The organism is Modestobacter caceresii (assembly GCF_000761485.1).
Classification (GTDB): Bacteria; Actinomycetota; Actinomycetes; order Mycobacteriales; family Geodermatophilaceae; genus Modestobacter; species Modestobacter caceresii.
The window spans coordinates 207799-229766 of the sequence record NZ_JPMX01000118.1 but is presented as its reverse complement, the minus strand read 5'-3'; the positions used below and the strand labels follow the sequence as shown (position 1 = coordinate 229766).

Annotated in this window: 19 protein-coding genes; 12 read left to right on the top strand and 7 right to left on the bottom strand. The window is 74.7% G+C overall.

Translation table 11 applies throughout. The features are described 5' to 3' along the window. Positions 1–46: 46 nt before the first annotated feature. The gene (locus IN07_RS21750; protein WP_052091608.1) at positions 47–937 is read right to left on the bottom strand and encodes an alpha/beta fold hydrolase; all 891 of its coding nucleotides are present in this window, start codon (positions 935–937) and stop codon (positions 47–49) included. 61 nt (positions 938–998) lie between these two features. On the opposite strand from IN07_RS21750, the gene IN07_RS21745 reads away from it, so the two are divergent. From IN07_RS21745 to nudC, 5 genes are all read left to right on the top strand, one after another. Then, positions 999–2420 carry a M20/M25/M40 family metallo-hydrolase gene (locus tag IN07_RS21745; RefSeq protein WP_036340343.1) on the top strand — a complete coding sequence of 474 codons (1422 nt, stop codon included), beginning with the start codon at positions 999–1001 and terminating at the stop codon, positions 2418–2420. A gap of 22 nt (positions 2421–2442) precedes the next feature. Then, positions 2443–3366 (top strand): DUF2510 domain-containing protein, encoded by a 924-nt coding sequence (locus IN07_RS21740; protein ID WP_036340340.1) that lies wholly within the window; start codon positions 2443–2445, stop codon positions 3364–3366. A gap of 165 nt (positions 3367–3531) precedes the next feature. Then, entirely contained in the window at positions 3532–4845 is a 1314-nt protein-coding gene (locus IN07_RS21735; RefSeq protein WP_036340337.1) for a M16 family metallopeptidase, read from the top strand. Beyond that, positions 4842–6227, top strand: coding sequence for a M16 family metallopeptidase (locus tag IN07_RS21730; RefSeq protein ID WP_036340335.1), 1386 nt, complete (start codon positions 4842–4844; stop codon positions 6225–6227). The genes IN07_RS21735 and IN07_RS21730 overlap by 4 nt, the downstream gene beginning before the upstream one ends. Further along, a complete protein-coding gene (gene nudC, locus IN07_RS21725; RefSeq protein ID WP_036340333.1) occupies positions 6224–7189 on the top strand; it encodes an NAD(+) diphosphatase in 966 nt (321 codons plus the stop codon). The genes IN07_RS21730 and nudC overlap by 4 nt, the downstream gene beginning before the upstream one ends. On the opposite strand, the gene IN07_RS21720 is transcribed toward nudC, so the two are convergent. The 3 genes from IN07_RS21720 to IN07_RS21710 all read right to left on the bottom strand — a co-directional run bounded on the left by IN07_RS21720 (position 7182) and on the right by IN07_RS21710 (position 8810). Next, the gene (locus IN07_RS21720; RefSeq protein ID WP_231558522.1) at positions 7182–7703 is read right to left on the bottom strand and encodes a nucleoside/nucleotide kinase family protein; all 522 of its coding nucleotides are present in this window, start codon (positions 7701–7703) and stop codon (positions 7182–7184) included. The genes nudC and IN07_RS21720 overlap by 8 nt on opposite strands. 149 nt (positions 7704–7852) lie before the next feature. After that, positions 7853–8443 carry an ANTAR domain-containing protein gene (locus tag IN07_RS24410; RefSeq protein ID WP_081975618.1) on the bottom strand — a complete coding sequence of 197 codons (591 nt, stop codon included), beginning with the start codon at positions 8441–8443 and terminating at the stop codon, positions 7853–7855. Positions 8444–8546: 103 nt separating this feature from the next. Continuing rightward, the gene (locus tag IN07_RS21710) at positions 8547–8810 is read right to left on the bottom strand and encodes a mycoredoxin (protein ID WP_036340330.1); all 264 of its coding nucleotides are present in this window, start codon (positions 8808–8810) and stop codon (positions 8547–8549) included. A 145-nt stretch (positions 8811–8955) separates the two neighbouring features. Here IN07_RS21710 and IN07_RS21705 point away from each other — a divergent pair, with 145 nt between their 5' ends. The 4 genes from IN07_RS21705 to IN07_RS26000 all read left to right on the top strand — a co-directional run bounded on the left by IN07_RS21705 (position 8956) and on the right by IN07_RS26000 (position 12308). Further along, positions 8956–11007, top strand: coding sequence for an ATP-dependent DNA helicase UvrD2 (locus IN07_RS21705; RefSeq protein ID WP_036340603.1), 2052 nt, complete (start codon positions 8956–8958; stop codon positions 11005–11007). A gap of 164 nt (positions 11008–11171) precedes the next feature. Beyond that, positions 11172–11519 (top strand): hypothetical protein, encoded by a 348-nt coding sequence (locus IN07_RS21700; RefSeq protein WP_036340327.1) that lies wholly within the window; start codon positions 11172–11174, stop codon positions 11517–11519. Positions 11520–11682: 163 nt separating this feature from the next. Then, positions 11683–12021 (top strand): WhiB family transcriptional regulator, encoded by a 339-nt coding sequence (locus IN07_RS21695; RefSeq protein ID WP_269429982.1) that lies wholly within the window; start codon positions 11683–11685, stop codon positions 12019–12021. 122 nt (positions 12022–12143) lie between these two features. After that, entirely contained in the window at positions 12144–12308 is a 165-nt protein-coding gene (locus IN07_RS26000) for a hypothetical protein (protein WP_197058594.1), read from the top strand. A 149-nt stretch (positions 12309–12457) separates the two neighbouring features. On the opposite strand, the gene IN07_RS21690 is transcribed toward IN07_RS26000, so the two are convergent. Next, on the bottom strand, positions 12458–13780 hold the full coding sequence (locus tag IN07_RS21690; protein ID WP_036340597.1) for an ABC1 kinase family protein: 1323 nt from the start codon (positions 13778–13780) through the stop codon (positions 12458–12460). Between the two features lie 16 nt (positions 13781–13796). Next, positions 13797–14867 (bottom strand): ThiF family adenylyltransferase, encoded by a 1071-nt coding sequence (locus tag IN07_RS21685; protein WP_036340593.1) that lies wholly within the window; start codon positions 14865–14867, stop codon positions 13797–13799. 350 nt (positions 14868–15217) lie between these two features. Between IN07_RS21685 and IN07_RS21680 the strand changes: the two genes are divergently transcribed. Next, entirely contained in the window at positions 15218–15841 is a 624-nt protein-coding gene (locus IN07_RS21680) for a M48 metallopeptidase family protein (protein WP_081975604.1), read from the top strand. A 186-nt stretch (positions 15842–16027) separates the two neighbouring features. On the opposite strand, the gene IN07_RS21675 is transcribed toward IN07_RS21680, so the two are convergent. Then, positions 16028–17446, bottom strand: coding sequence for a zinc-dependent metalloprotease (locus IN07_RS21675; RefSeq protein WP_036340321.1), 1419 nt, complete (start codon positions 17444–17446; stop codon positions 16028–16030). A 281-nt stretch (positions 17447–17727) separates the two neighbouring features. Here IN07_RS21675 and IN07_RS21670 point away from each other — a divergent pair, with 281 nt between their 5' ends. Together IN07_RS21670 and IN07_RS21665 are read left to right on the top strand one after the other, a co-directional pair. Then, positions 17728–18750, top strand: a complete 1023-nt coding sequence (locus IN07_RS21670; protein WP_036340318.1) for a YlbL family protein — start codon at positions 17728–17730, stop codon at positions 18748–18750. 233 nt (positions 18751–18983) lie between these two features. Continuing rightward, positions 18984–21929 (top strand): UPF0182 family membrane protein, encoded by a 2946-nt coding sequence (locus IN07_RS21665; protein ID WP_231558528.1) that lies wholly within the window; start codon positions 18984–18986, stop codon positions 21927–21929. The last annotated feature ends 39 nt before the right edge of the window (positions 21930–21968 follow it).

Here is a 21968-nt window from a genome sequence, read left to right as displayed (position 1 = left end):
GCCCGCTGCAGCAGTTGGGCGCGGCGGCACGGTCACGCGGTCGCGACTACCCGAGCCCGTTCCGTGCCAACCCGGCGCTTGCGGTCGGGCCGCTCGCCGCGCCCCGGGCGATCCGGTCCAGCACCGCCCGGGCGAGGTCCTCGGGTGCCTGCTCGGGGACCCAGTGGCTGACCCCGGGCAGCTCCACGAAGCGGTAGTCGCCGGTGACCTGGTCCGCGCACGCCTCCGCGGCGATCCGGCCCACGGCCACGTCGCCGTCGCTCCACACGTACGTCGTCGGCACCTCCACCGGGTCGATCCGCGTGGCCGAGCTCATCGCCCGGTACCAGTTCAGTGCTGCGGTCAGCGCACCCGGCGCGGACAGCTGCCGCACGTAGACGTCGACCGCCTCGGCGGGCACGCCCGGTGCGTCGAGCATCCGCCGCAGTCGTCGGGCGTCGTCGGCGAGCAGCACCTCCTCGGCCTTGCCGGCCTGCCAGAAGAGCTTGATGTAGGCCGACCGCTCCTTCTGTTCCGGATCGGCACGGAAGGCCAGCGTGTAGGCCGTCGGGTGCGGCACCGAGACGGCGGTCAGGGTGCGGACCCGGTCGGGGTGCCAGCCGGCCAGGCCCCAGGCCACGTTGGCGCCCCAGTCGTGCCCGACGACGTCGGCGACCGGCACGTCCAGGGCGGTCATCAGGTCCGCGGTCACCTGGACCAGGTTGGTCAGCGCGTAGGCGTTCACCTCCCCGGGACGGGCGCCGGGGGAGTAGCCCAGCTGGTCGGGTGCGTAGGTGCGCAGCCCCGCCTCGGCGAGCAACGGGGTCACCGCCGACCAGCTCAGTGACGTCTCCGGGAAGCCGTGCAGCAGCAGCACCGGCGGACCGTCCTCCGGCCCGTCCGTCCGCACGTCGAAGGTCAGGTCGCCCACGTCCACCTGCAGCATCCCCACGGCCATGCAGGCAACCTAGCCCGGCACCCGCCCGGTCGCGTCGGCGCGGCGGGATACCGTCCACGGCGTGAGCAGCTCCGCCGAACGCGACTTCGTCACCGCCCACCTCGACGACCTGCACGCCGACCTCGACGCCTGGTTGCGGATCCCGTCGATCTCGGCCGACCCGGCACACGCCGGCGACGTGGCCGCCAGTGCCGAGTGGCTGGCCGACGCGCTGCGCCGCACCGGCTTCCCGACCGTGGAGGTCTGGCCGACCGAGGGCGCGCCGGCCGTCTTCGCCGAGTGGCCCTCGGCAGACGCCGCGGCGCCGGTCGCCCTGGTCTACGGCCACCACGACGTCCAGCCGGTCGACCCCCCGGAGCTGTGGGAGCACCCGCCCTTCGAGCCCACCCGGGTCGAGGGCCCCGACGGCCCCGAGCTGCACGCCCGCGGCGCCATCGACGACAAGGGCAACGTCGCCTTCCACCTGCTCGGCATGCGCGCCCACCTGGCCGCCACCGGCCGGGACACCCCCGCCGTCACGGTGAAGCTGCTCATCGAGGGCGAGGAGGAGTCCGGGTCGCCGTACTTCGCCGACCTGTTGCGCGCCCACACCGACCGGCTGGCCTGCGACGTCATCGTGGTCAGTGACACCGGCATGGCCGCCCCCGACGTCCCCAGCGCGGTCACCGCCATGCGCGGGCTCGCCGACGCCGAGATCACCCTCCGCGGACCCTCGGTCGACCTGCACTCGGGCTCCTTCGGTGGCGCGGTGCCCAACCCGCTGCACGCCATGGCCGAGCTGTTGGCCTCGCTGCACGACGAGTCGGGGCGGGTCACCCTGCCCGGCTTCTACGACAAGGTGCGGCCGCTGACCGACCGCGAGCGCGAGCTGATGGGCCGGGTGCCGTTCGACGAGCAGGCGTGGCTGGCCGGCCCGGCCGCCTCCCGCGTGGCCACCGGCGAGGCGGGCTTCAGCACCCTGGAGCGGGTCGGCGCGCGCCCGACCGCCGAGGTCAACGGCATGTGGGGTGGGTACACCGGCCCCGGCCACAAGACGATCGTCCCCGCCGAGGCGCACGCCAAGGTGACCTTCCGGCTCGTCGCCGACCAGGTGCCGGCCGACCTCGGGGAGCAGGTGCACGCCTGGGTGCAGGCGAACACCCCCGCCGGCATCGAGGCCGACGTCCACGTGCCGGCCGGAGGGGTCGCCCCGTGCCGCAGCGACATCGACCACCCGGCCATGGACGCGCTGCTGCGCTCGATCGGGCAGGCCTTCGACACCGACGCCGACCAGGTGTTGTTCACCCGCGAGGGCGGCAGCGGCCCGGAGGCCGACCTGGCCGGCATCCTCGGCGCCCCGCTGCTGTTCCTCGGCGCCGGGCTGCCCACCGACCGTATCCACTCGCCGAACGAGCGGGTGCTGCTGCCGATGCTGTACCGCGGCGCCGAGGCCGCCGCCCACCTGTGGCGCGAACTGGCCACCGTCCCGTTCCCGGCGCGCTGAGCGCCGGGGGAGGGCACCGACGATGAGCGGGCCGAGTCCCGGGCTGGCCGGGCAGTCGACCGGTCAGGGCAGCGCGCCCCCGGCCGGCTGGTACCCCGACCCGGACGGCGCCTCGGGGCTGGTCCGCTGGTGGAACGGACTGACCTGGTCCGACGTCACCACCCCGGCCGGCCCGGGGGTCACCGTCGGGCGGCCGTTCGAGGCCCCGCCGGCGCAGGACCCGCCGTCCTCCTGGGACTCTTGGGCGAGCCCCGAACCGGCCCGGCCGCGCCGCAACCCGCTGCTGCTCGGGCTGGGCGGGTTCCTGCTGGTGCTCGTGCTGGTGCTGGCCGGGCTGCTGATCGGGAGCTCCGGGACCGATCCGGAGCCGGACGACGAGGCCCCGGTGGCCGCAGCTGCCCCGGCGCCCGGCCAGGAGTTCCCGCCCGGGACGGTGCGGATCATCGACGAGGCCGCCGGCATCTCCTACCCCTTCCTCGGCGCCGGCTGGTTCGAGTGGGACCGCGGCGTGCAGCTGGAGATGGCTGCGGTCGCCGGCCAGTACTTCGTCACCCAGGACGACCTGCCCGGCGCGAGCGGGGTCTTCATCGCCCAGTGCACCTCGGGGCCGCTCGCCCCCTTCTACGGGTGGGCCGGCCCCGGCACCCTGCAGTCCACGGCCACCGCCGTGGCCGACTCGGTGCGCTCCCGCTACTACCCGGAGCCCAACGAGCGCGAGGTCCGCCGCGACGAGGCGGTGACCGTCGACGGGGCGGCGGCCTGGGTCGTCGAGTTCGACCTCACCTGGGACGCCGAGGGCTACGACGCCAGCGGCGAGCGGGCCGCGCTGCTGCTGGTCGACGTCGGCCGGCCCGCGCCCGCGCTGCTCTACCTGTCCGTCCCGAACACGCACGCCGAGCTGTACGGGGCCATCGACCGGGTGCTCGCCGATGTCGACGTGCTGTGACGGCCGTGGTCCTCCGGGCCGGACTGCGGCCAGGTGGCGTGCGCCGACCGCGCTGAGCCGGCCCCGGGTCGCCTGCCCGGCCGACCCGGGTGGCACTGGCCCGGCCGGGGGAGCTCGGCCGTCCCCGTCTGCGGCGTGTCGTCCGGCGCGGTTAGGGTCGGTGGCGTGACAGCAGCTGGGCCCGACCTGACCCTGCGGCACCCGGTGGAGCGCTTCACGCTCGACAACGGGCTGCGGGTCGTCCTCGCGCCGGACCGGAGTGTCCCCGTCGTCGCCGTCAGCGTCTTCTACGACGTCGGCATGCGATCCGAGCCGCCGGGCCGCACCGGCTTCGCGCACCTCTTCGAGCACATGATGTTCCAGGGCTCGGCGAACGTGCCGAAGATGGAGCACGCCCGCCTCGTCCAGGCCGCCGGCGGCACCTTCAACGGGTCGACCCACCAGGACTACACGAACTACTTCCAGGCCCTGCCCGCCGAGGCGCTGGAGCGGGCGATCTTCCTGGAGGCCGACCGGATGGCGGCCCCGGCGATCACCGAGGAGAACCTCCGCAACCAGATCGACGTGGTCAAGGAGGAGATTCGGGTCAACGTGCTGAACCGGCCCTACGGCGCGTTCCCCTGGCTGCAGCTGCCGGAGATCGCGTTCGAGAGCTTCGCCAACACGCACGACGGCTACGGCTCCTTCGTCGACCTCGAGTCCTCCACCGTCGACGACGCCGCGGACTTCTTCTCCCGCTACTACGCCCCGTCCAACGCGGTGCTCTGCATCGGCGGTGACCTGGACCCGGCCGAGACCGAGGTGCTGGTCCGCCGCTGGTTCGACCCGGTCCCCGCCCGCCCGGCCCCGCCGGCACCGGTCGTCGGCGAGCCCTCGCCCACCACGGTCCGCCGCGGTGTGGTCGAGGACCGCCTGGCGCCTGCGCCGGCCGTGGCGATCGGCTGGCGGGTGCCCGACCCGGTCGGTGACCTGGACACCTACCTGGGCACCGTGCTGCTGGCCGAGCTGCTCAGCGAGGGCGACGCCTCCCGGCTCGAGCGCCGGCTGCTGCACACCGACCGGCTCGCGGTGGCGCAGAGCACCTACCTCGGCCTCTTCGGTGACCCCTTCGACGTCCGGGACGCCACGTTGCTGGTCAGCCAGGTGCACCACCCGGCCGACGTCCCGGTCGACCGGGTGCTCACGGCGGTGCACGAGGAGGTCGACAAGGTCGCCACCGACGGCGTCCCCGCCGACGAGCTGGCCCGGGTGACCGCACGCACCGAGGCGCAGCTGCTCCAGCAGGCCGACTCCGTGCTCGGCCGCACGCTCGGGTTCGCCTCCGCCGAGCTCATCCACGGCCGGGCCGAGCTGGCCGGCGAGCTCGCCGCCCGGCTGGCCGCGGTCACGCCCGACCAGGTGCAGGCGGCGGCCCGCGGGCTCTCGCCGGACACCGCCGCCGTCCTCGAACTGCGCGCGACCGGAGGAGCAGCCCGATGAGTGCCCCCGTGCTGGACCTCTCGCTGGTGCCGCCGCTGGGCGAACCACGGCCCGCCGTGGCGCCCGAGGTGCACCAGACCACGCTGCCGAACGGGCTGCGGCTGGTCGTCGTCCCGCGGCCGGGCGTGCCGCTGGTCGAGCTCCGGCTGCGGGTGCCCTTCGCCGCGTCCGCCCCGCGGTCGGCGGCCACGCACGCGGCCCGCACCGCGCTGCTGGCCAGCGCCGTGCTGCTGGGCACCGCCCGGCACGACCAGCTGGAGATCGCCCAGCTGCTGCAGACGCACGGTGGCGAGCTGTCGGTCTCGGCGGACGCCGACCGGCTGCTGTTCTCCACCACGATGCTCCCCGACGGGCTCGGCGCCGTCCTGGACGTGCTCGCCGAGCTGCTCACCGCGCCGACCTACCCGGCGGGTCCGGTCGACGCCGAGCGAGCCCGGGTGGGGGAGCGCATCCTCATCGCCCGGTCCCAGCCCGGTGTCATCGCCCGGTCGGCGCTGGCCGCCCGCCGGTTCGGCGCGCACCCGTACGCCCAGCAGCTGCCCGCGGCCGAGCTGGTCGCGGCGGTCACCCCGGCGGCGCTGCGCAAGCTGCACCGGGAGCGGGTCCTGCCCGCCGGCAGCACGCTCGTGCTGGTCGGCGACGTCGATCCCGCCGCGGCGGTCGACGCCGTCGGCACCGCCTTGGCCGGCTGGGTCGCCGAGGGCAAGGCGGTCGCGGCCGCGCCGGTGCCCACGCTCGCCCCCGCCCCCCTGGAGCTGGTGCACCGGGCCGGCGCGGTGCAGTCCAACGTGCGGCTGGGCGGACCGGCGCCGGGCCGCACCGACCCGCAGCTGCCCGCGCTCCGGTTGGCCAGCATGGTCTTCGGTGGCTACTTCTCCTCCCGGCTGGTGGAGAACATCCGCGAGCGCCGGGGTTACACCTACAGCCCGCGCAGCTCGGTCGAGCACCTGATGGCCGGCTCGTCGTTCACCGTGGAGGCCGACGTCGCCACCGGCGTCACCGGCCCCGCCCTGCTCGAGACCGTGTACGAACTGGGCCGGATGGCGCTGACGCCGGTCACCGAGGCCGAGCTCGACTCCGCCCGCCGGTACCTGCTGGGCACGCTGGCCCTCGGGACGGCGACGCACGCCGGGCTCGCCAGCACGCTGTCGGCGCTCTTCGGTGCCGGTCTGTCCGCCGACTGGCTCGCCGAGCACCAGCAGGCGCTGGCCGCGGTGACCGTCGAGGAGGTCACCGAGGCCTCCCGGCGGTGGCTGTCGCCGGCCGGGCTGACCGCGGTCGTCGTCGGGGACGCCGAGGAGGTCGCCGACCAGCTGCGCGTGCTCGGCCCGATCGAGGTCACCGCCCCGTCCGTCGAGCCGGTGCCCGAGTCGCTCGCGTGAGCGTCCCACCCGGCGGCAGCACCCCGGCCGACAACCCGCCGCCGCCGGCCCGCGGTGACTGGCCGGAGGACCGGCACGCCGGCGCGGTCACCGAGGTCCCGCTGCTGTCCCGCACTGCCCACGACCGGGGCCACCTGGCCCGGTCGCTGCCCGACCCGGCGCAGGGCCGCCCCGTCCGCGTGCTGCGCGTCGACGAGCGGCGCACGGCGCCGGTGCACGAGGGGCCGGCCGGCCCGGAGCTGGTCTACGAGGAGCAGCTCGCCTGGCCGGAGGACGCCATCTACCTCGGTGAGGCCGACGGCGTCGCGTACGGCGCGCTCCGGACCCCGCGCTCGCTGACCGTGGGCGGCCGGCCGGTCGACTCCTGGGCCGGACTGCGCGAGGTCGGTGGCGCCCTCGGCGACCTGGACGCGGGCCTGCTGGTCCAGGCGGTGGGCATCATCGAGTGGCACGAGCGCAACCGGTTCTCCCCGATCACGGGTGCGGCGACCACGATCGAGCGCGCGGGCTGGGTGCAGCGCGACCCGGACAGCGGCCGCGAGGTGTTCCCGCGCACCGACCCCGCGGTGATCATGCTGGTGCACGACGGGGGAGACCGGTGCGTGCTGGGCCGGCAGGCGGTCTGGCCGGCGGGCCGGTTCTCGATCCTGGCCGGCTTCGTGGAGCCGGGTGAGTCCGCCGAGGCCGCGGTCGCCCGCGAGGTCGCCGAGGAGGTCGGCATCGCCGTCACCGACGTCCGCTACGTCTCCAGCCAGCCGTGGCCGTTCCCGCAGTCGCTGATGCTCGGCTTCGTCGCCCGCGCGACGAGCGAGGAGCTGCGCATCGACCACGACGAGATCGAGGAGGCGCGGTGGTTCAGCCGGGAGGAGCTGCGCTCGGGCACCGGCCCGCAGGCGCTGCCCCCGACGGTCTCGATCGCCCGGCACATCATCGACCGCTGGGTGGCCGGCGAGTTCAGCTGACCGACAAGCGGCCCTGCAGGAAGAGGGCCGGCCGGGCGGCGTGGTCGGCGAGGACCACGGCGTCGGCCAGCGCCATCGGGTCGACCTCGTCGTCGTAGCGGTCGAAGGCCGGCAGCTCCCAGGCCCGGTCGGCGGGCGCCCGCCGCCGTCGGGCGGCTGGGCTGACCCGCAGGTGGACGACGACGTCGAACGCCAGCCCCAGCCCCTGCAACAGCGAGCCCGGCACGAGCAGCACCCCACCGGCGGGGGCGGGTCGGTACTCGGCCCGGGCGGCCCGGTCCCGTTCGAGGTCCCACAGCGCGGGCAGGTGCTCCCCGGTGCCACGGGGGCCGCACCGGTCCAGCACCTCACGGGCCAGGGCGGCGGCGTCCAGCCAGTCGCTGTACCGGGCGTCCGGGTCGGTGCGACCGTGCTCCAGTCGCAGCGAGGCGGGTCGGTAGAAGCCCTCGGCCGGGACCACGACCGCCGGTCGGCTCAGCGTGGGCAGCCGCTCGGCCACGGCGTCGGCCAGCACCTGCGGACCGGTCGTGCCCGGCGCGCCGGGGAGCTCCGGCCCGTCGACGGCGACCCGGAGTGAGGTGGCGCCGGGTTCGGGCGGCAGCCGCGACAGCAGCTCGGCCAGCCGGTCGGCCAGCGCGTCGGGGGAGAGCGGGAGCGGAGCAGTCAGCTGGGGGCCCCGGAGACGGCGTCGCGCGCGGGGAGGGCGTCGAGCACCTCCGCGGCGAGTTCCGCGGCCGGCCGGCCCTGGGACCTGGCCCGCCCACGCAGCTCCTCGAACGCCTCCCGGGGGCTGCTGCCGTGCCGCTCCGCCAGGACGCCGATGGCCCGTTCGATCGAGACCCGGGCGGCCAACGCGTGCTCCAGCTGGGAGACGGTGCGCCGCAGCGCGGTGATCTCCTCGTCCCGAGGGTCGGCACACCCGCTGACGGCAGGGGCCGGTGGACCGGCCGTCCGGGCCGCCCGCCGCGCCTGTCGGTCCGGCTCCGGCGTGGTGCCGAGTTCGCCGGCCACGAGGTCGGCCAGGGTCATCGCCTCGACCAGCGCCAGCCCGTCGACCATCTCGCCCCAGCCCCCGCCGGAGTCGCCGACCGGCCCCTCCGGCGCGCCCCCGAGGGGGTGCAGGGGGCTGAGCACCGACCAGCCGCGCCTCGTGCGGACCACGACGGCCGCGGGCCCTCCGGACGGGCTCAGCAGGACGTCGGTCGGCAGCGCGACCGCCACCGGCCGGCTCCCGGGCAGCGACGGCCCGGTCATCGGCTCCATCTCGGCCTCTCTCGGTGCCGGGGCTCGGTCGGCGGGAGACGATCCGCAGCTCCCGGGTGGACGATCATCGCCCCCGGAGGCCACGGACCAGCGATCACGCGCCGGGCAGCTGCGCGAGCTGGGCCTTCACCTGGTCGATGCTGGGGTTGGTGAGCGCCGAGCCGTCGGCGAAGACCAGGGTGGGGACGGTGCGGTTGCCCCCGTTGGCCTGCATGACGATGTCGGCAGCGCCCTCCTCGACCTCGATGTTGACCTCGGCGTAGTCGATCCCGTCGCGGTCCATCAGCTTCTTCAGGCGCATGCAGTAGCCACACCAGTTGGTGGTGTACATCGTGACCGCGGCCGTCGGAGTGCTCATCGGGTGGATCCTCCCTCGTGTGTCCCCCGGGAGGCCACCCGGGGAGGGTGGCCCTGGGCCCGGGGCCTGCCGCTGGCGGAACGCGCCGGGCCTGGGGATCCTTCCCCCGGCCGTCGGAGGCGGCTGGGAGGATCGGGTCGTGGCGATGCAGCGGGTCGAGGACGAGCGGGGCACCGCCGAGGGGCCGACCGGGCCGGAGGCCGTGCTCGCGGGCCTGGACGAGCAGCAGCGGGCGGCGGCCGAGGCGGTGCGCGGGCCGGTGTGCATCCTCGCCGGCGCCGGGACGGGCAAGACGCGCACCATCACCCACCGGATCGCCTACGGCGTGCACCTGGGCGAGTACGTCCCGGAGCAGGTGCTGGCGGTCACCTTCACCGCCCGGGCGGCCGGCGAGCTGCGCGGCCGGCTGTCGGCCCTGGGCGTGGGCGGCGTCCAGGCCCGCACCTTCCACGCCGCGGCGATGCGCCAGCTGCGGTACTTCGCGCCGCGCGTGCTCGGCGGGCCCATGCCCGAGCTGATCGAGAACAAGCTGCGCGTCGTCGCCGGTGCGGCGACCCGGGCCCGGTTGACCACCGACCGCACCAGCCTGCGTGACCTGGCCAGTGAGATCGAGTGGGCGAAGACGACGCTGGCCACCCCGGAGGACTACCCGGCCCGGGCCGCGGCCGCCGCACGCGACCTGCCCTTCGATGCCGCCGCCGTCGCCGAGGTGTACCGCGGGTACGAGTCGGCCAAGCAGCGCGACGGCGCCCTGGACTTCGAGGACCTGCTGCTGGTCACCGCCTACGCGATCGAGGAGCACCGCGACGTCGCCCGCGAGGTGCGCGCCCAGTACCGGCACTTCGTCGTCGACGAGTACCAGGACGTCAACCCGCTGCAGCAGCGGCTGCTGGACGCCTGGCTCGGCGGTCGCGCCGAGGTCTGCGTGGTGGGCGACCCCAACCAGACGATCTACTCCTTCACCGGCGCCGACCCGGAGTACCTGCTGGGCTTCGCCGACCGCTACGGCGACGCCGAGGTGGTCAAGCTCGAGCGCGACTACCGGTCCACGCCGCAGGTCGTCGGGCTGGCGAACAAGCTGATCGGCCAGGCGCCGCCACGCAAGGGGCTGCCCGGGCTGCGGCTGCTGGGCCAGCGGGCCGAGGGGCCGGCCCCCGCGTTCGTCGAGCACCCCGACGAGCCGGCCGAGGCCGCCGCGGTGGCCCGCGCCTGCCGGGAGCTGGTCGACGGTGGGCTGCCGGCCAGCGAGATCGCCGTGCTGTTCCGGATCAACGCCCAGTCGCAGGTCTACGAGTCCGCACTGGCCGACCTCGGCGTCCCCTACGTGCTCAAGGGCGGGGAGCGGTTCTTCGAGCGGCCGGAGATCCGCGAGGCGGTGCTGCTGCTGCGCGGGGCGGCGGCCGGCGGGAACGACCCCGGCGCGCTGGTGCCCGCCGTCCGGGACGTGCTGGCCTCCACCGGCTGGGTGGAGCACCGGCCACCGCCCGGCGGCACCGCGCGCGACCGGTGGCAGTCCCTGGCCGCGCTGGTCGACCTCGCCGTCGACCTGGTGGCCGAGCAGCCCACGCTGGACCTGGCCGGTTTCGTGGCGCACCTGGCCGAGCGGGCCAACGCCCAGCACGCCCCCACGGTCCAGGGGGTGACGCTGGCCTCGATGCACGCGGCCAAGGGCCTGGAGTGGGACGCCGTGTTCGTCGTCGGGCTGGTCGACGGCGTGCTCCCGATCGCTCAGTCGCAGTCCCGCCTCGAGGCGGTGGAGGAGGAGCGCCGGCTGCTCTACGTCGCGGTCACCCGGGCCCGCGAGCAGCTCACGCTGTCCTGGTCGCTGGCCCGCAACCCCGGGGGCCGCCGCTCCCGGCCACGCAGCCGGTTCCTCGACGGACTGGCGCCGGACGCGGCTGCCGCGCCCCGCCGTCCGGCCAAGCGGCCGAAGGTCGTCCTGGAGGGCGAGGCCGGGGAGGTGTTCGAGAGGCTGCGGGCCTGGCGCAGCACCGCAGCCGAGGCCGCGTCGGTGCCGGCGTACGTCGTCTTCACCGACGCCACGCTCCAGGCGATCGCCGAGACCCGTCCCACCACGGCGCGCGAGCTGTCGGCGCTGCCCGGTGTGGGGGCCCGCAAGCTCGACCTCTACGGCGCCGAGGTGATCGCCACCGTCGAGGGCGGACACGGCTCCGACCAGGGCGAACACACGTCCTGAGGAATCTCGGTTAATCCGGTTGACCCGTCTCCGGCGGCTCCCCTAGCCTTCGTTCCACCACCTGGGAGTGATCCAGGACGCACCAGCAGCACCGCACCACCCGCAGCAGACCGCAGCGAGACCGGCCGGGAGGCCGGACTCCGACCCTCGGAAGGAGGGGCCCCGTGATCACCACCGACATGACCAACGCCGGCGTGCGCACCGAGACCTCGCCGGCCGTCGGCCTGCGCTGCTCCATCCCGGCCGAGTGGGTCGTCGCGATGGCGCCCGCCGCCGCTCCGCAGTACGGCACCGATCTGTCCTTCGCCGGCTGGGTGCCTGCTGTCCGCCTCCGCGGCCTGATCGCCGCCGCCGGCACGACCGGCCTGTCCACCACCGGTGCGCGCCTCGGCACCGATGCCCTGCCGTCCGTCCAGACCACCGCCCTGAAGGGCAACGCCGTCATCGGCGCCCCTGCTCGGCACACCAGCAGCACCCCGGGTGACCTGCCCCCGGAAGACCCACTGGGCTAGCACAGCCCAGCAGGTCCTCCTCGAGGCCGCGGAACCCGGACACCGGGTACCGCGGCCTTCGTCTTGCTCCAGCGTCTCGACGAGCCTCCGCGGAATCCCGACCACACCGGTCGGCGGGGCCCCGCCGACCGGCCGCACAGACGAAGGAAGAGGAGGCGCGGCCGTGCAGACCACGATCGACCCCGCGACGTCCCATCGCCGATCCGGGCTCGACCGCACGCACGTGTCCACCCAGGCGACGGCCCGGGAGGTGGCCCGTCGGGGGCTGCCCTGCCGGGTGCAGGACGCCGACCTGTGGTTCGCCGAGAGCCCGGCTCAGCTCGAGCAGGCCAAGGCGCACTGCGCGACGTGCCCGGTGCGGTCGGCCTGCCTGGCCGGGGCGCTCGACCGGGCCGAGCCCTGGGGCGTCTGGGGCGGGGAGATCTTCGACCACGGGGTCGTCATCGCCCGGAAGCGGCCCCGGGGCCGCCCGCCCAAGGTCCGGACCGAGGCCGCGGCATGAGGCCGCGGCACCGGAGCAGCGGGCTCCCGCCGGTCCGGCGTCCCCACCCGGGGCGACCGGCCACCCGATGTACCTCCACCCGGCGACCGCGCAGCGGTGCCGACACACCCTGAGGGACCACGATGCACTCGTTCGACCAGGACCTGACCAGATCCCACATGACCCGGCGGATGGCCGAGGCGGAGACGTCCGCCCGGGCCCGACGGCTGATCACCGCCCGGCGCTGGGCACGCCGGGCGGAGCGGGCCTCCCAGCGGGCCGCCCGCGCCAACTCCGCCGTCTGGTGACGACGCGAGCACGGAACAGCACCACTGCGCGGCAGCAGCCGCCGTCCGTTCCGACCGCGGGGCCGCAGGCTCCCGGTCGGAACGGACCCGACCGCTCCGGCTGAGCCGGGACGGTCCCCGACCGCGGTGCCGTCGGTGAGGGCGACGGGTCAGCCGGCGAAGCCGGGCAGCCACTCCTCGCAGACGCCGCGGTAGGGCGCCTCCGCGTCGAGCTGGCACAGCACGCCGATCGACCCCATCGTCACCCGGTGGATCAGCAGGTAGGCCGGCGGCAGGTTCAGCTGGCGGCCCAGCCGGCTGGCGTCGCTGCGCGGGTCACCGATCCGGTTCGCCTGCTCCTGCATCCACGCCCGGTTGAACTGGAACGACGGGGCCGACACCGGAGCGAGGAAGGGCAGGAGGAAGTCCAGCACTCCCTGGGCGTCGACCTCGATGGACTCGCGGACGAAGCCCTCGGCACGGAGGTCGGCCAGCACGTCCTCGGCGCGGCCCTCCAGCGCCCAGCGGACCAGCCGGCCGATGGGCTCGGGGTGGCCGCCGGGCAGCCGGGCCGTGGCCCCGAAGTCGATGACCCCGAGCCGCCCGTCGGGCACCAGGCGGTAGTTGCCCGGGTGCGGGTCGGCGTGCAGCAGCCCGGCTCGTTGCGGCCCGGAGAAGTGCAGCACCGACATCAGCAGCCCGGCCCGGTTGCGCTGCTCCCGGGTGCCGTCGGCGATGACCCGGGACAGCGGGATGCCCTCGAGCCACTCGGAGACGATGACCTTCGGTGCGCTGGCCACGACCCGGGGGACGACGATCTGGTCGTCGTCGGCGTAGGCGGCGGCGAACGCCCGCTGTGCGTCGGCCTCCAGCCCGTAGTCCAGCTCCTCCTCCGCGCGCAGCTTGAGCTCGGCGATGAGCGGCTTGACCTCCATGCCGGGGAAGAGCACCGCGAACATCCGGGCGAAGCGGGCGAGCTGGTTGAGGTCGGCCATCAGCGCGGTGCCGGCACCGGGGTACTGGATCTTGACCGCGACGTCCCGGCCGTCCCGCCACGTGGCCCGGTGCACCTGACCGATGCTGGCCGCCGCGGCCGGGGTGTCGTCGAAGTCGCGGAACCGCTCGCGCCAGCTCCCGCCCAGCTGCTGGGCGAGCACCGCGTGCACGGTGCGCACCGGCATCGGCGGAGCCGCCTCCTGCAACTTGACCAGCGCCTCGCGGTAGGGCCCGGCCATCTCCTCGGGCACCGCGGCCTCGAAGATCGACAGCTGCTGGCCCAGCTTCATGGCGCCGCCCTTGAGCTGGCCCAGCACGGCGAACAGCTGCTCGGCCGTCTGCTGCTGCAGCTCCGCGCTGACCTCCTCGGACGAGACCCCGGAGAGCCGCTTGCCGATGCCCAGGGTGGCGCGCCCGGCGGCGCCGAGCGGCAGGGAGGCGAGCCGTGCCGTTCGGGACACCGCCCCCCGCGGGATGTCCCGTCCGGTGTCACTCACCACACCAGTGTCCCCTCTACGGCGTCGGCGCGCCCCGACCGGCCCCGCGACAGGCGCATCCCGGGTGCGGCGGCCAGCGGCGCAGGCGGGGGAGCAGGTCGGGCGGGTGCAGCTCGAGAGCCGCGCCCACGGTCACCGGGTCGTCGTCGCCGTCGAGGTGGGCCAGCACCTGGACGGCCGCGGTGACCGCGGTGAGCAGGCAGGTGACCGTGGCGCCGCTGGGCGCCGGCTCGACCGCGGCGAGCTGGGCGGCCAGCCGGGGCCACGCCGGGTCGTCGTCCCGCCGCCAGGCGTCGGCGCAGCGCAGGCACCCGCCGCCGGGGCTGCCCGGCAGCACGAGCGGGCCCACGACGCCGGTCTCCTCGCGCACCGTGGCGACCAGGTGCGGCGTGCCCGCCTGGTGCAGGGCCGCGGACAGCGGATCGGCAGCCGCCCACGGTCGGCACAGCACCACCAGGTCCGGTGCCCGGTCCGGTGGGAGCGGCCGGAGGTCGGTCAGCGGACTGGCCCGCCGGACGGCGTCGGCCGCAGCCAGCGCCCGGGGGCGCCCCTCGTCGGCCGCCGTCACCCCACCGACGACGGCGTCCTCGGCGCGGGTCGCGCCCCGGTCCCGGACGTGCACCCACCCCACCCCGCTCGCGGCCAGCACCGCGGCGAGCGGCGCGCCCACCCGGGTGGCGCCGTCGACGACGACCGCGCTCTGCCGACGGACGCGCCACCGCCCGCCCGTGCCGGCCCGCGGGACCGCTGCGGGCAGCTCCAGCCCGGCCCGGGCGACCGCTGCCGGGCCCGGGTCGGTGGCCAGCAGGTCGGCCGCGGCCAGGTCGTGCAGCAGGCCGGTGCCGCGCAGCCCGGCCAACAGGTCGTCCACCACGTCACCGGGCACGCCCTCGGCCACCGACTCGGCGCGCACCGTGCGCTCGCTGCGGCGTCCGTCCAGCCGGCGCAGCAGGGCGGCGACCTCGTTGCCGGCCGGGTGGACCCGCAGCCCGTCACGCCCGTCGACGCCGCCGATCTGCAGCAGCTCCGGGTCCAGCCGGAGCAGCGGCGTGGCAGCGGGCAGCAGCGGGTGCGGGCTCTCGGTCATCGGAGGGAGGGTGCCAGCGCGGCGGTCCGGCCCGCAGCCGTCGTCCACAGGCCTGCGAGCAGGCCCGCCGGCCTTCTCCCACAACCTGTGGACGGCGGTGTGGACACGGTGTTGACCGGCTGGCGTGTCGCTGTGCACGACCGGGGGAGTGGGCGGGGACGACGCCGGGCTGAGGTCGCCGGCCACTCGCCTTACCTGCAAGAACGCCCTGGCGGTCCTGTGGAGCGACCACCCGCCGTCCATCGATCGGGGGACAGCCGCTCGACCGGTGTCCACTGTCCGTGTGCACCTGTCCACGACCGGGTGTCCTCACCCTCAGCGTCCGCCGCCCGGCCCGATACGGTGCGTGCGTGGAGAAGCGACCCGACCGCCGCGCGCCGGCTGCGTCGACGGCGGTCCCCGCTGTCCGCACGGCTCCCCGTCCGGTGCCGGAGGTGGAGGTCCGCCGCAGCGCCCGTCGCCGCCGGACCGTCACGGCCTACCGGGAGAACGGGCGCACCGTGGTGCTCATCCCGGCGGCCTTCAGTGCCGCCGAGGAGCGGCGGTGGGTGGACCAGATGGTCGCCAAGCTGCAGACCCGCGAGGAGCGGCGTCGCCGCACCCTCGCCTCCGACGACGAGCTGATGGACCGGGCGCTGGAGCTGTCCCGGGCGCACCTGGGCGGGCGGGCGGTGCCGGCCAGCGTCCGCTGGGTGGACAACCAGAACCGCCGCTGGGGGTCGTGCACCCCGGCCGACCGGACCATCCGGCTGTCGAGCCGGCTGCGGGGCATGCCGGAGTTCGTCGTCGACTACGTCCTTGTTCACGAGCTGGCGCACCTGCTGGAGGCGAACCACGACGAGCGCTTCTGGGCGCTGGTGCACGCCTACCCGCGGGCCGAGCGGGCGCTGGGCTTCCTCGAGGGCTTCGAACACGGCTCCACGGGCGGCCAGGGCACCGACGGCGACGAGCTGGAGCCCGGCGCCGTCGACTGAGGAAGGACCCCGTCCTCCTCACCCCTCGCAAGCTCGGGGCGAGCCTCGGACGGGGCCGTTCCAGCAGGTCACCCCGCTCGCGGCGGGACCCTGCAGCGAGGCCGTTCCAGCGCGTCACCACGCTCGCGGCGGGACCTGGCAGCGGGGCTGGTGCCAGCACGGCACCAGCCCCGTTGCCGACGGAGGTCAGGCGCGGGGCCCTGCTCCGCCGTCCTCGTCGTCCGTGGTGCTCTCACCCTGCTCCGGCGGCGTGCCGTCGGACTGCTCGTCCATGCCGCCGGTCAGCTCGGCGAACGGGTCGCCTGCTCCCTGGCGGGAGACGAAGTCCAACGGCTCGTCCAGGTCGTCCGACGTGGGCAGCAGGTCCGGGTGCGACCACAGCCGGTCGCGCTCGGCCGGGCCGTGCTGCTGCGCCATCGCACCCCAGACCGTGCTGGCGTCCCGCAGTCGCCGCGGGCGCAGCTCCAGCCCGACGAGGGTGGCGAAGGTCTGCTCGGCCGGCCCGCCCGAGGCCCGGCGCCGGCGCATCGTCTCGGCCAGCGCCGAGTGGCCGGGCAGTCGCTCGGCGGCGGCCGCGGAGACGATGCTGTCCACCCAGCCCTCCACCAGGGCCAGCAGCGTCTCCAGCCGGCGCAGCGCCATCTGCTGCTCCGGGGTCTCCTCCGGCTCGAGCAGCCCGCTGCCCAGCAGCTTCTGGATGCTCTCCGGGTCGCTGGGGTCCAGCCCGCCCTCCATGCCGCTCATCGCGTCGTTGAGGCCGCGCTCGATGGCCTCCCGGTCGACGTGGATGCCGCGGGCGTAGGCGTGGACGGCGTCGGTCAGCTGCTGGCGCAGCCACGGCACGTGGGCGTACAGCCGCTGGTGGGCGGCCTCGCGCAGCGCCAGGAAGAGCCGGACCTCGTCCTCGGGACGGTCCAGACCCTCACCGAAGGCAGCGACGTTCTGCGGCACCAGGACGCCGGCGCCCTGCGGCCCCAGCGGCAGGCCGACGTCGGTGCTGGTGGTGACCTCGTCGGCGAGCCGGGCCAGCGCCTGGCCGACCTGGGCGCCGAACATGACGCCGCCCATCTGGCCCATGATCCCGGCCAGCGGGCCGGCGATGGACGCGGCCTCGGCCGGCAGCGCGCTGGTCATGGCCGCCACCACGCGCTCGGCCAGCGGGTCGATCAGCGCCGTCCAGGCCGGCAGCGTCTGCTCGACCCACTCCACCCGGGACCAGGCCAGGCCCCGGTCGACCCCGGAGGGGAGGTCGGTGACCTGGTCCAGCCAGAGGTCGGCCAGCCGCAACGACTCGGTGACGGCCGCCTGCTCACCGGCGGAGGTGGGCTGGTGGCCGGGGGCCAGCTGGCTGATCGCGCCCTGCCGGGCGAGGTCCCAGTTCACCGGGCCGCCCGACCAGTTCATCAGCTTCTGGAGCTCGGCGAACAGGGGCATCTTGCCGAGCAGTTCGGCGGGGTTGCCGCCGCCTGCCCCGGCAGCGCCGAAGAGCGCACCGAGGCCGAAGGGGTCGTTGCCCGCCGGCCCGTCGCCGCCCTGCCCGCCGGGCTCGCCCCGGCGCTCGGGGTCGCGGTCAGGGGGCCCGAAGCCGAAGGGGAGATCGCTCATGTCCCCACCGTAACCGCGCTGGACGCCGGTCGACCGCCGTCCGGACCTGGCACCGGTCCTCCCGCCCCGACCGGCGGCTGACCTGCGTCGGACCGGCGACCTGCGCTGGTCACCTACGCTCGCCGTTCGACGGGCCCGCCCGCCGGGCCGCGGGCCCGACGACGGTGGCGGGGCCCGCCGACGGCGGTGGACCGCCAGCGAGGAGGAGTCGTGGTCGAGGGCGCAGGCGTGGACCCGGCGACGTCGCGGACGGAGCCGGCCGCCGCCGGTGCGGGGCACCGGTGACCCGGCGGACCACCGTCCTGGTCGCCGGGACGCTGCTGCTGCTGGTGTTCGGCGTGCTCGGGACGCTGCTCCCGGTGCCCTTCGTGGCCCAGGTGCCGGGCCCGACCTACAACACCCTGGGCGACATCGACGGCACGCCCATCATCAGCGTGGAGGGCCGTGAGCCCAACGACGTCTCGGGCAACCTGAACCTGACCACCGTCGGCATCCCGCAGGAGGAGCTGACGCTGGTGGGCGCGGTGCAGGGGTGGTTCGACAGCGAGGTCGTGGTCGTGCCGAGGGAGCAGGTCTACCCCTCGGGCCGATCGGTGCAGGAGACCCAGGCGGAGAACCGGCAGGCCTTCCTCACCTCCGAGCAGGCCGCCCGGGGTGCCGCGCTGGCCGAGCTGGGGTACCCGGAGGCGGTCGTCGTGCAGGAGCTGGTCGAGGAGTCGGCGTCGGAGGGGCGGCTGGAGGCCGGGGACGCGATCGACGCGGTGGACGGCACGCCCACCCCGGACCTGGACGCCCTCTCCGCCGTGCTGGCGGCCACCCCACCCGGCTCCGAGGTGGTCGTCGACCACCGGCGGCGGGGTGAGCCCGGGTCGACGACGGTGACCACGTCCGCCGCAGCCGAGGGCGAGGGGTCGGCGCTCGGCGTGCTGGTGCTGCAGACCCCGTACGCGCCGTTCGACGTCGGGATCGAGGTCGCCGACGTCGGTGGCCCGTCCGCCGGCCTGATGCTCGCCCTGGGGATCATCGACCTCGTGGGCGACACCGACCTCACCGAGGGGGCGGTCGTCGCCGGTACCGGGACGATCGACACCGAGGGCGTGGTGGGGCCGATCGGTGGCATCCCGCTCAAGCTCGTCTCGGCCCGGGAGATCGGGGCCGAGCTCTTCCTGGTGCCCGCCGAGAACTGTGCCGAGGCGGTGCAGAACGCCCAGGAGGGGCTGCCGACGGCCCGGGTGGCGACGCTGGACGACGCGCTCACCGCCCTGGCGGACCTGCGTGCCGGGCGGACCCCCACGCCGTGCTGACCGCGCCCCTGGAGTGCTCACCGTCCCGCCCGGAACGGACTGTCAGCCAGCCGTGACCTGCTCGTGACCCGCTGGGAACCCGGCGCCGCCGACAACAGTTGAGGGAGCGGACCCCAGCGGTCCCGCCTTCCGCCCCTGGCGGTTCCCGGGTCCCCTGTGATCGTGTTCCCCGGCCGGGCCCCTGAGCCCGAGCCATCTCGAAGCAGCAAGAAGACAGGAGACCGACCGTGGCCATGCGGCCCCCCGTGCCGGTGCCGACGCTGTCCCGGCGCGCCAAGCTGGTCATCGGCGTCGTCGCCGTGCTGCTGGTGCTCTTCACCGTGATCGGCACGCTCACCAACGTCTACGTCGACTACCTCTGGTTCGACGAGACCGGCTTCACCGAGGTGTTCTGGACCGAGATCCAGACCCGTGCGCTGTTGTTCGCCGTGGCCGCGGTGGCCACCGGGGGGCTGGTCGCCCTCGCGGTGTACCTGGCCTACCGGTTCCGCCCGACCTTCCGGCCGATGTCGCTGGAGCAGCAGAACCTCGAGCGCTACCGCCAGTCGGTGGAGCCGCGGCGCAAGCTGGTGCTCGCCGGCATCGGCGTCGTCCTGGGCCTGTTCGCCGGCATCACCGCCCAGGGCAGCTGGCAGACCTGGCTGACCTACCGCAACTCCACCGACTTCGGGACGGTCGACCCGCAGTTCGGGCTGGACATCTCGTTCTTCGTCTTCGACTACCCGTTCTACCGGCTGCTGCTGGGCTTCGGCTTCGCCATCGTCCTGCTGTCGCTGATCGGGTCGGTGCTAACCCACTACGTGTTCGGCGGTCTGCGGCTGCAGACCCCGGGCCAGAAGCTCACCGGCGCGGCGCGCGTGCAGCTGTCGGTCCTGGTCGGGGCCTTCGTGGCGCTCAAGGCGATCGCCTACTGGCTGGACCGCTACGAGCTGGTCTACTCCAACCGGGGTGACGTCTACACCGGTGCCTCCTACACCGACCTGAACGCCCTGCTGCCGGCGAAGAACATCCTGGTCGTCGTGGCGGCGATCTGCGCCATCGCGTTCTTCGCCAACATCCTGGTGCGCAACACGCTGCTGCCGGCCGCGGCGCTGGTGCTGCTGCTGGCCTCCAGCCTGGTGATCGGCGTGGCCTACCCGGCGATCGTGCAGCAGTTCGTCGTCAACCCGAGCGCCAACCAGCGCGAGGCGCCCTACATCGAGCGGGCCATCGAGGCCACGCGCGACGCCTACGGCCTGGCCGACGTCGAGTACGTCGACTACGCGCAGGACACCGCCGGCGATCCCAATGTCGGTGCCGTCCTGTCCGAGCTGCGCAACGACGACCAGACCATCCCGAACGCCCGCCTGCTGGACCCGAACGTGCTCAGCGACACGTTCACCGCGCGCCAGCAGATCCGCAACGTGTACGGGTTCCCGGAGAAGCTCGACATCGACCGGTACACCATCGACGACCAGACCCAGGACTACGTGGTCGCCGTCCGCGAGCTGAACAGCGACGGCCTGAGCGAGAACCAGGACAGCTGGATCAACCGGCACACCGTCTACACCCACGGCAACGGCTTCGTGGCCGCGCCGGCCAACCAGGTGACCGCGGGCCGGGAGGGCGGCGAGCCCAACTTCACCACCGGCAACCTGCCCACGACCGGCAACATCCCGGTGGACCAGAGCCGCGTCTACTACGGCGAGCTGATGAACGACTACTCGGTGGTCGGTGCACCCGAGGGAGCCGAGCCGCGGGAGTTCGACCAGCCGGAGGGCGGCTCGGACGAGGGGCAGATCAACAACACCTACGACGGTGCCGGCGGGATCGCGGCCGGCAGCTTCTTCCGGCAGCTGACCTTCGCCATCTTCTACCGCGAGCGGAACTTCCTGCTCTCCGAGGCGGTCAACGAGGAGTCCAAGGTCCTGCACATCCGCAACCCGCGGGACCGGGTGCAGAAGGCCGCACCGTTCCTCGAGGTCGACGGCGACCCCTACCCGGCGGTGATCGACGGGCGGATCGTCTGGATCCTCGACGGCTACACCACCTCGGACTCCTACCCCTACGCCGAGCAGATGGAGCTGGGCGAGGCCGCGACCGACGCGCTCACGGGCACCGGCACGACCGCGCTGCCCAACGAGACGTTCAACTACATCCGCAACTCCGTGAAGGCCACGGTCGACGCCTACGACGGCTCGGTGACGCTGTACGAGTGGGAGTCCGACCCGGTCCTGCAGACCTACATGCAGGCGTTCCCGGGCGTCGTCGAGTCGCGGGACTCGATGAGTGCCGAGCTGGAGAGCCACATGCGGTACCCGGAGGACCTGTTCAAGGTCCAGCGGGAGATCCTCACCCGCTACCACGTCGACGACCCGGTCGACTTCTACAACCAGAACGACCGCTGGCAGATCCCGGACGACCCGACCCAGGACACCACGCAGGACCAGCCGCCGTACTACATCCTGGCCCAGCGGCCGGGCGACGAGGAGGCCAGCTTCCAGCTGACCAGCCCGATGAACGCCTTCGAACGGCAGAACCTGTCGGCGTTCATCTCCGCCTCGAGCGCACCGGAGACCTACGGGGAGATCCAGGTCCTGCAGCTGCCCGGGAACACGCCGTTCCGTGGACCGGGCCAGGTGCAGAACGCCTTCGAGACGAACAACCTGATCCGGCCCGACCTGACCCTGTTCAACAGCGACAGCTCGACGGCGGTGTTCGGCAACCTGCTCACCCTGCCCATCGGGGACGAGGGGCTGCTCTACGTCGAACCGCTGTACGTCCGGTCGTCGGGTGAGGGCGGCTTCCCGCTGTTGCAGAAGGTGCTGGTCAACTTCGGGGACCGGATCGGTTACGCCAACACCCTCTCCGAGGCCCTGGACCAGGTCTTCGGCGCCGGAGCGGGGGAGTCGGCCACCGACAGCGACGACGTCGCCGACACCGTCGACGAGGACGCCACCCCGGACGTCGTGCCGGAGCCGGTACCGGATCCTGAGGTGCCGGTGGGTGGGGGCGACGCGAACGGCACCCCGGAGATGGCTGACGCGGTCTCGGACATCAACGCCGCGCTGGAGGCACTCCGCACGGCCCAGCAGGGCGGTGACTTCGCCGGCCAGGGTGCGGCCCTGGAGGACCTGCAGGTCGCGGTGGAGACGTACCAGGCGGCGCAGGCGGCGGCCGAGGCGTCCCCGGGCGGCTGAGCTGGGGGCGGGGAGGGGGCCTGCGGTCCCCTCCCCGCA

Coding starts and splice junctions, on each gene's coding strand:
- IN07_RS26000 (WP_197058594.1), top strand. CDS start 12,144: ATGCACTCGTTCGACCAGGACCTGACCAGATCCCACATGACCCGGCGG.
- IN07_RS24410 (WP_081975618.1), bottom strand. CDS start 8,443: ATGACCGGGCCGTCGCTGCCCGGGAGCCGGCCGGTGGCGGTCGCGCTG.
- IN07_RS21685 (WP_036340593.1), bottom strand. CDS start 14,867: ATGACCGAGAGCCCGCACCCGCTGCTGCCCGCTGCCACGCCGCTGCTC.
- IN07_RS21675 (WP_036340321.1), bottom strand. CDS start 17,446: ATGAGCGATCTCCCCTTCGGCTTCGGGCCCCCTGACCGCGACCCCGAG.
- IN07_RS21710 (WP_036340330.1), bottom strand. CDS start 8,810: ATGAGCACTCCGACGGCCGCGGTCACGATGTACACCACCAACTGGTGT.
- IN07_RS21750 (WP_052091608.1), bottom strand. CDS start 937: ATGGCCGTGGGGATGCTGCAGGTGGACGTGGGCGACCTGACCTTCGAC.
- IN07_RS21740 (WP_036340340.1), top strand. CDS start 2,443: ATGAGCGGGCCGAGTCCCGGGCTGGCCGGGCAGTCGACCGGTCAGGGC.
- IN07_RS21705 (WP_036340603.1), top strand. CDS start 8,956: ATGCAGCGGGTCGAGGACGAGCGGGGCACCGCCGAGGGGCCGACCGGG.
- IN07_RS21665 (WP_231558528.1), top strand. CDS start 18,984: ATGCGGCCCCCCGTGCCGGTGCCGACGCTGTCCCGGCGCGCCAAGCTG.
- IN07_RS21730 (WP_036340335.1), top strand. CDS start 4,842: ATGAGTGCCCCCGTGCTGGACCTCTCGCTGGTGCCGCCGCTGGGCGAA.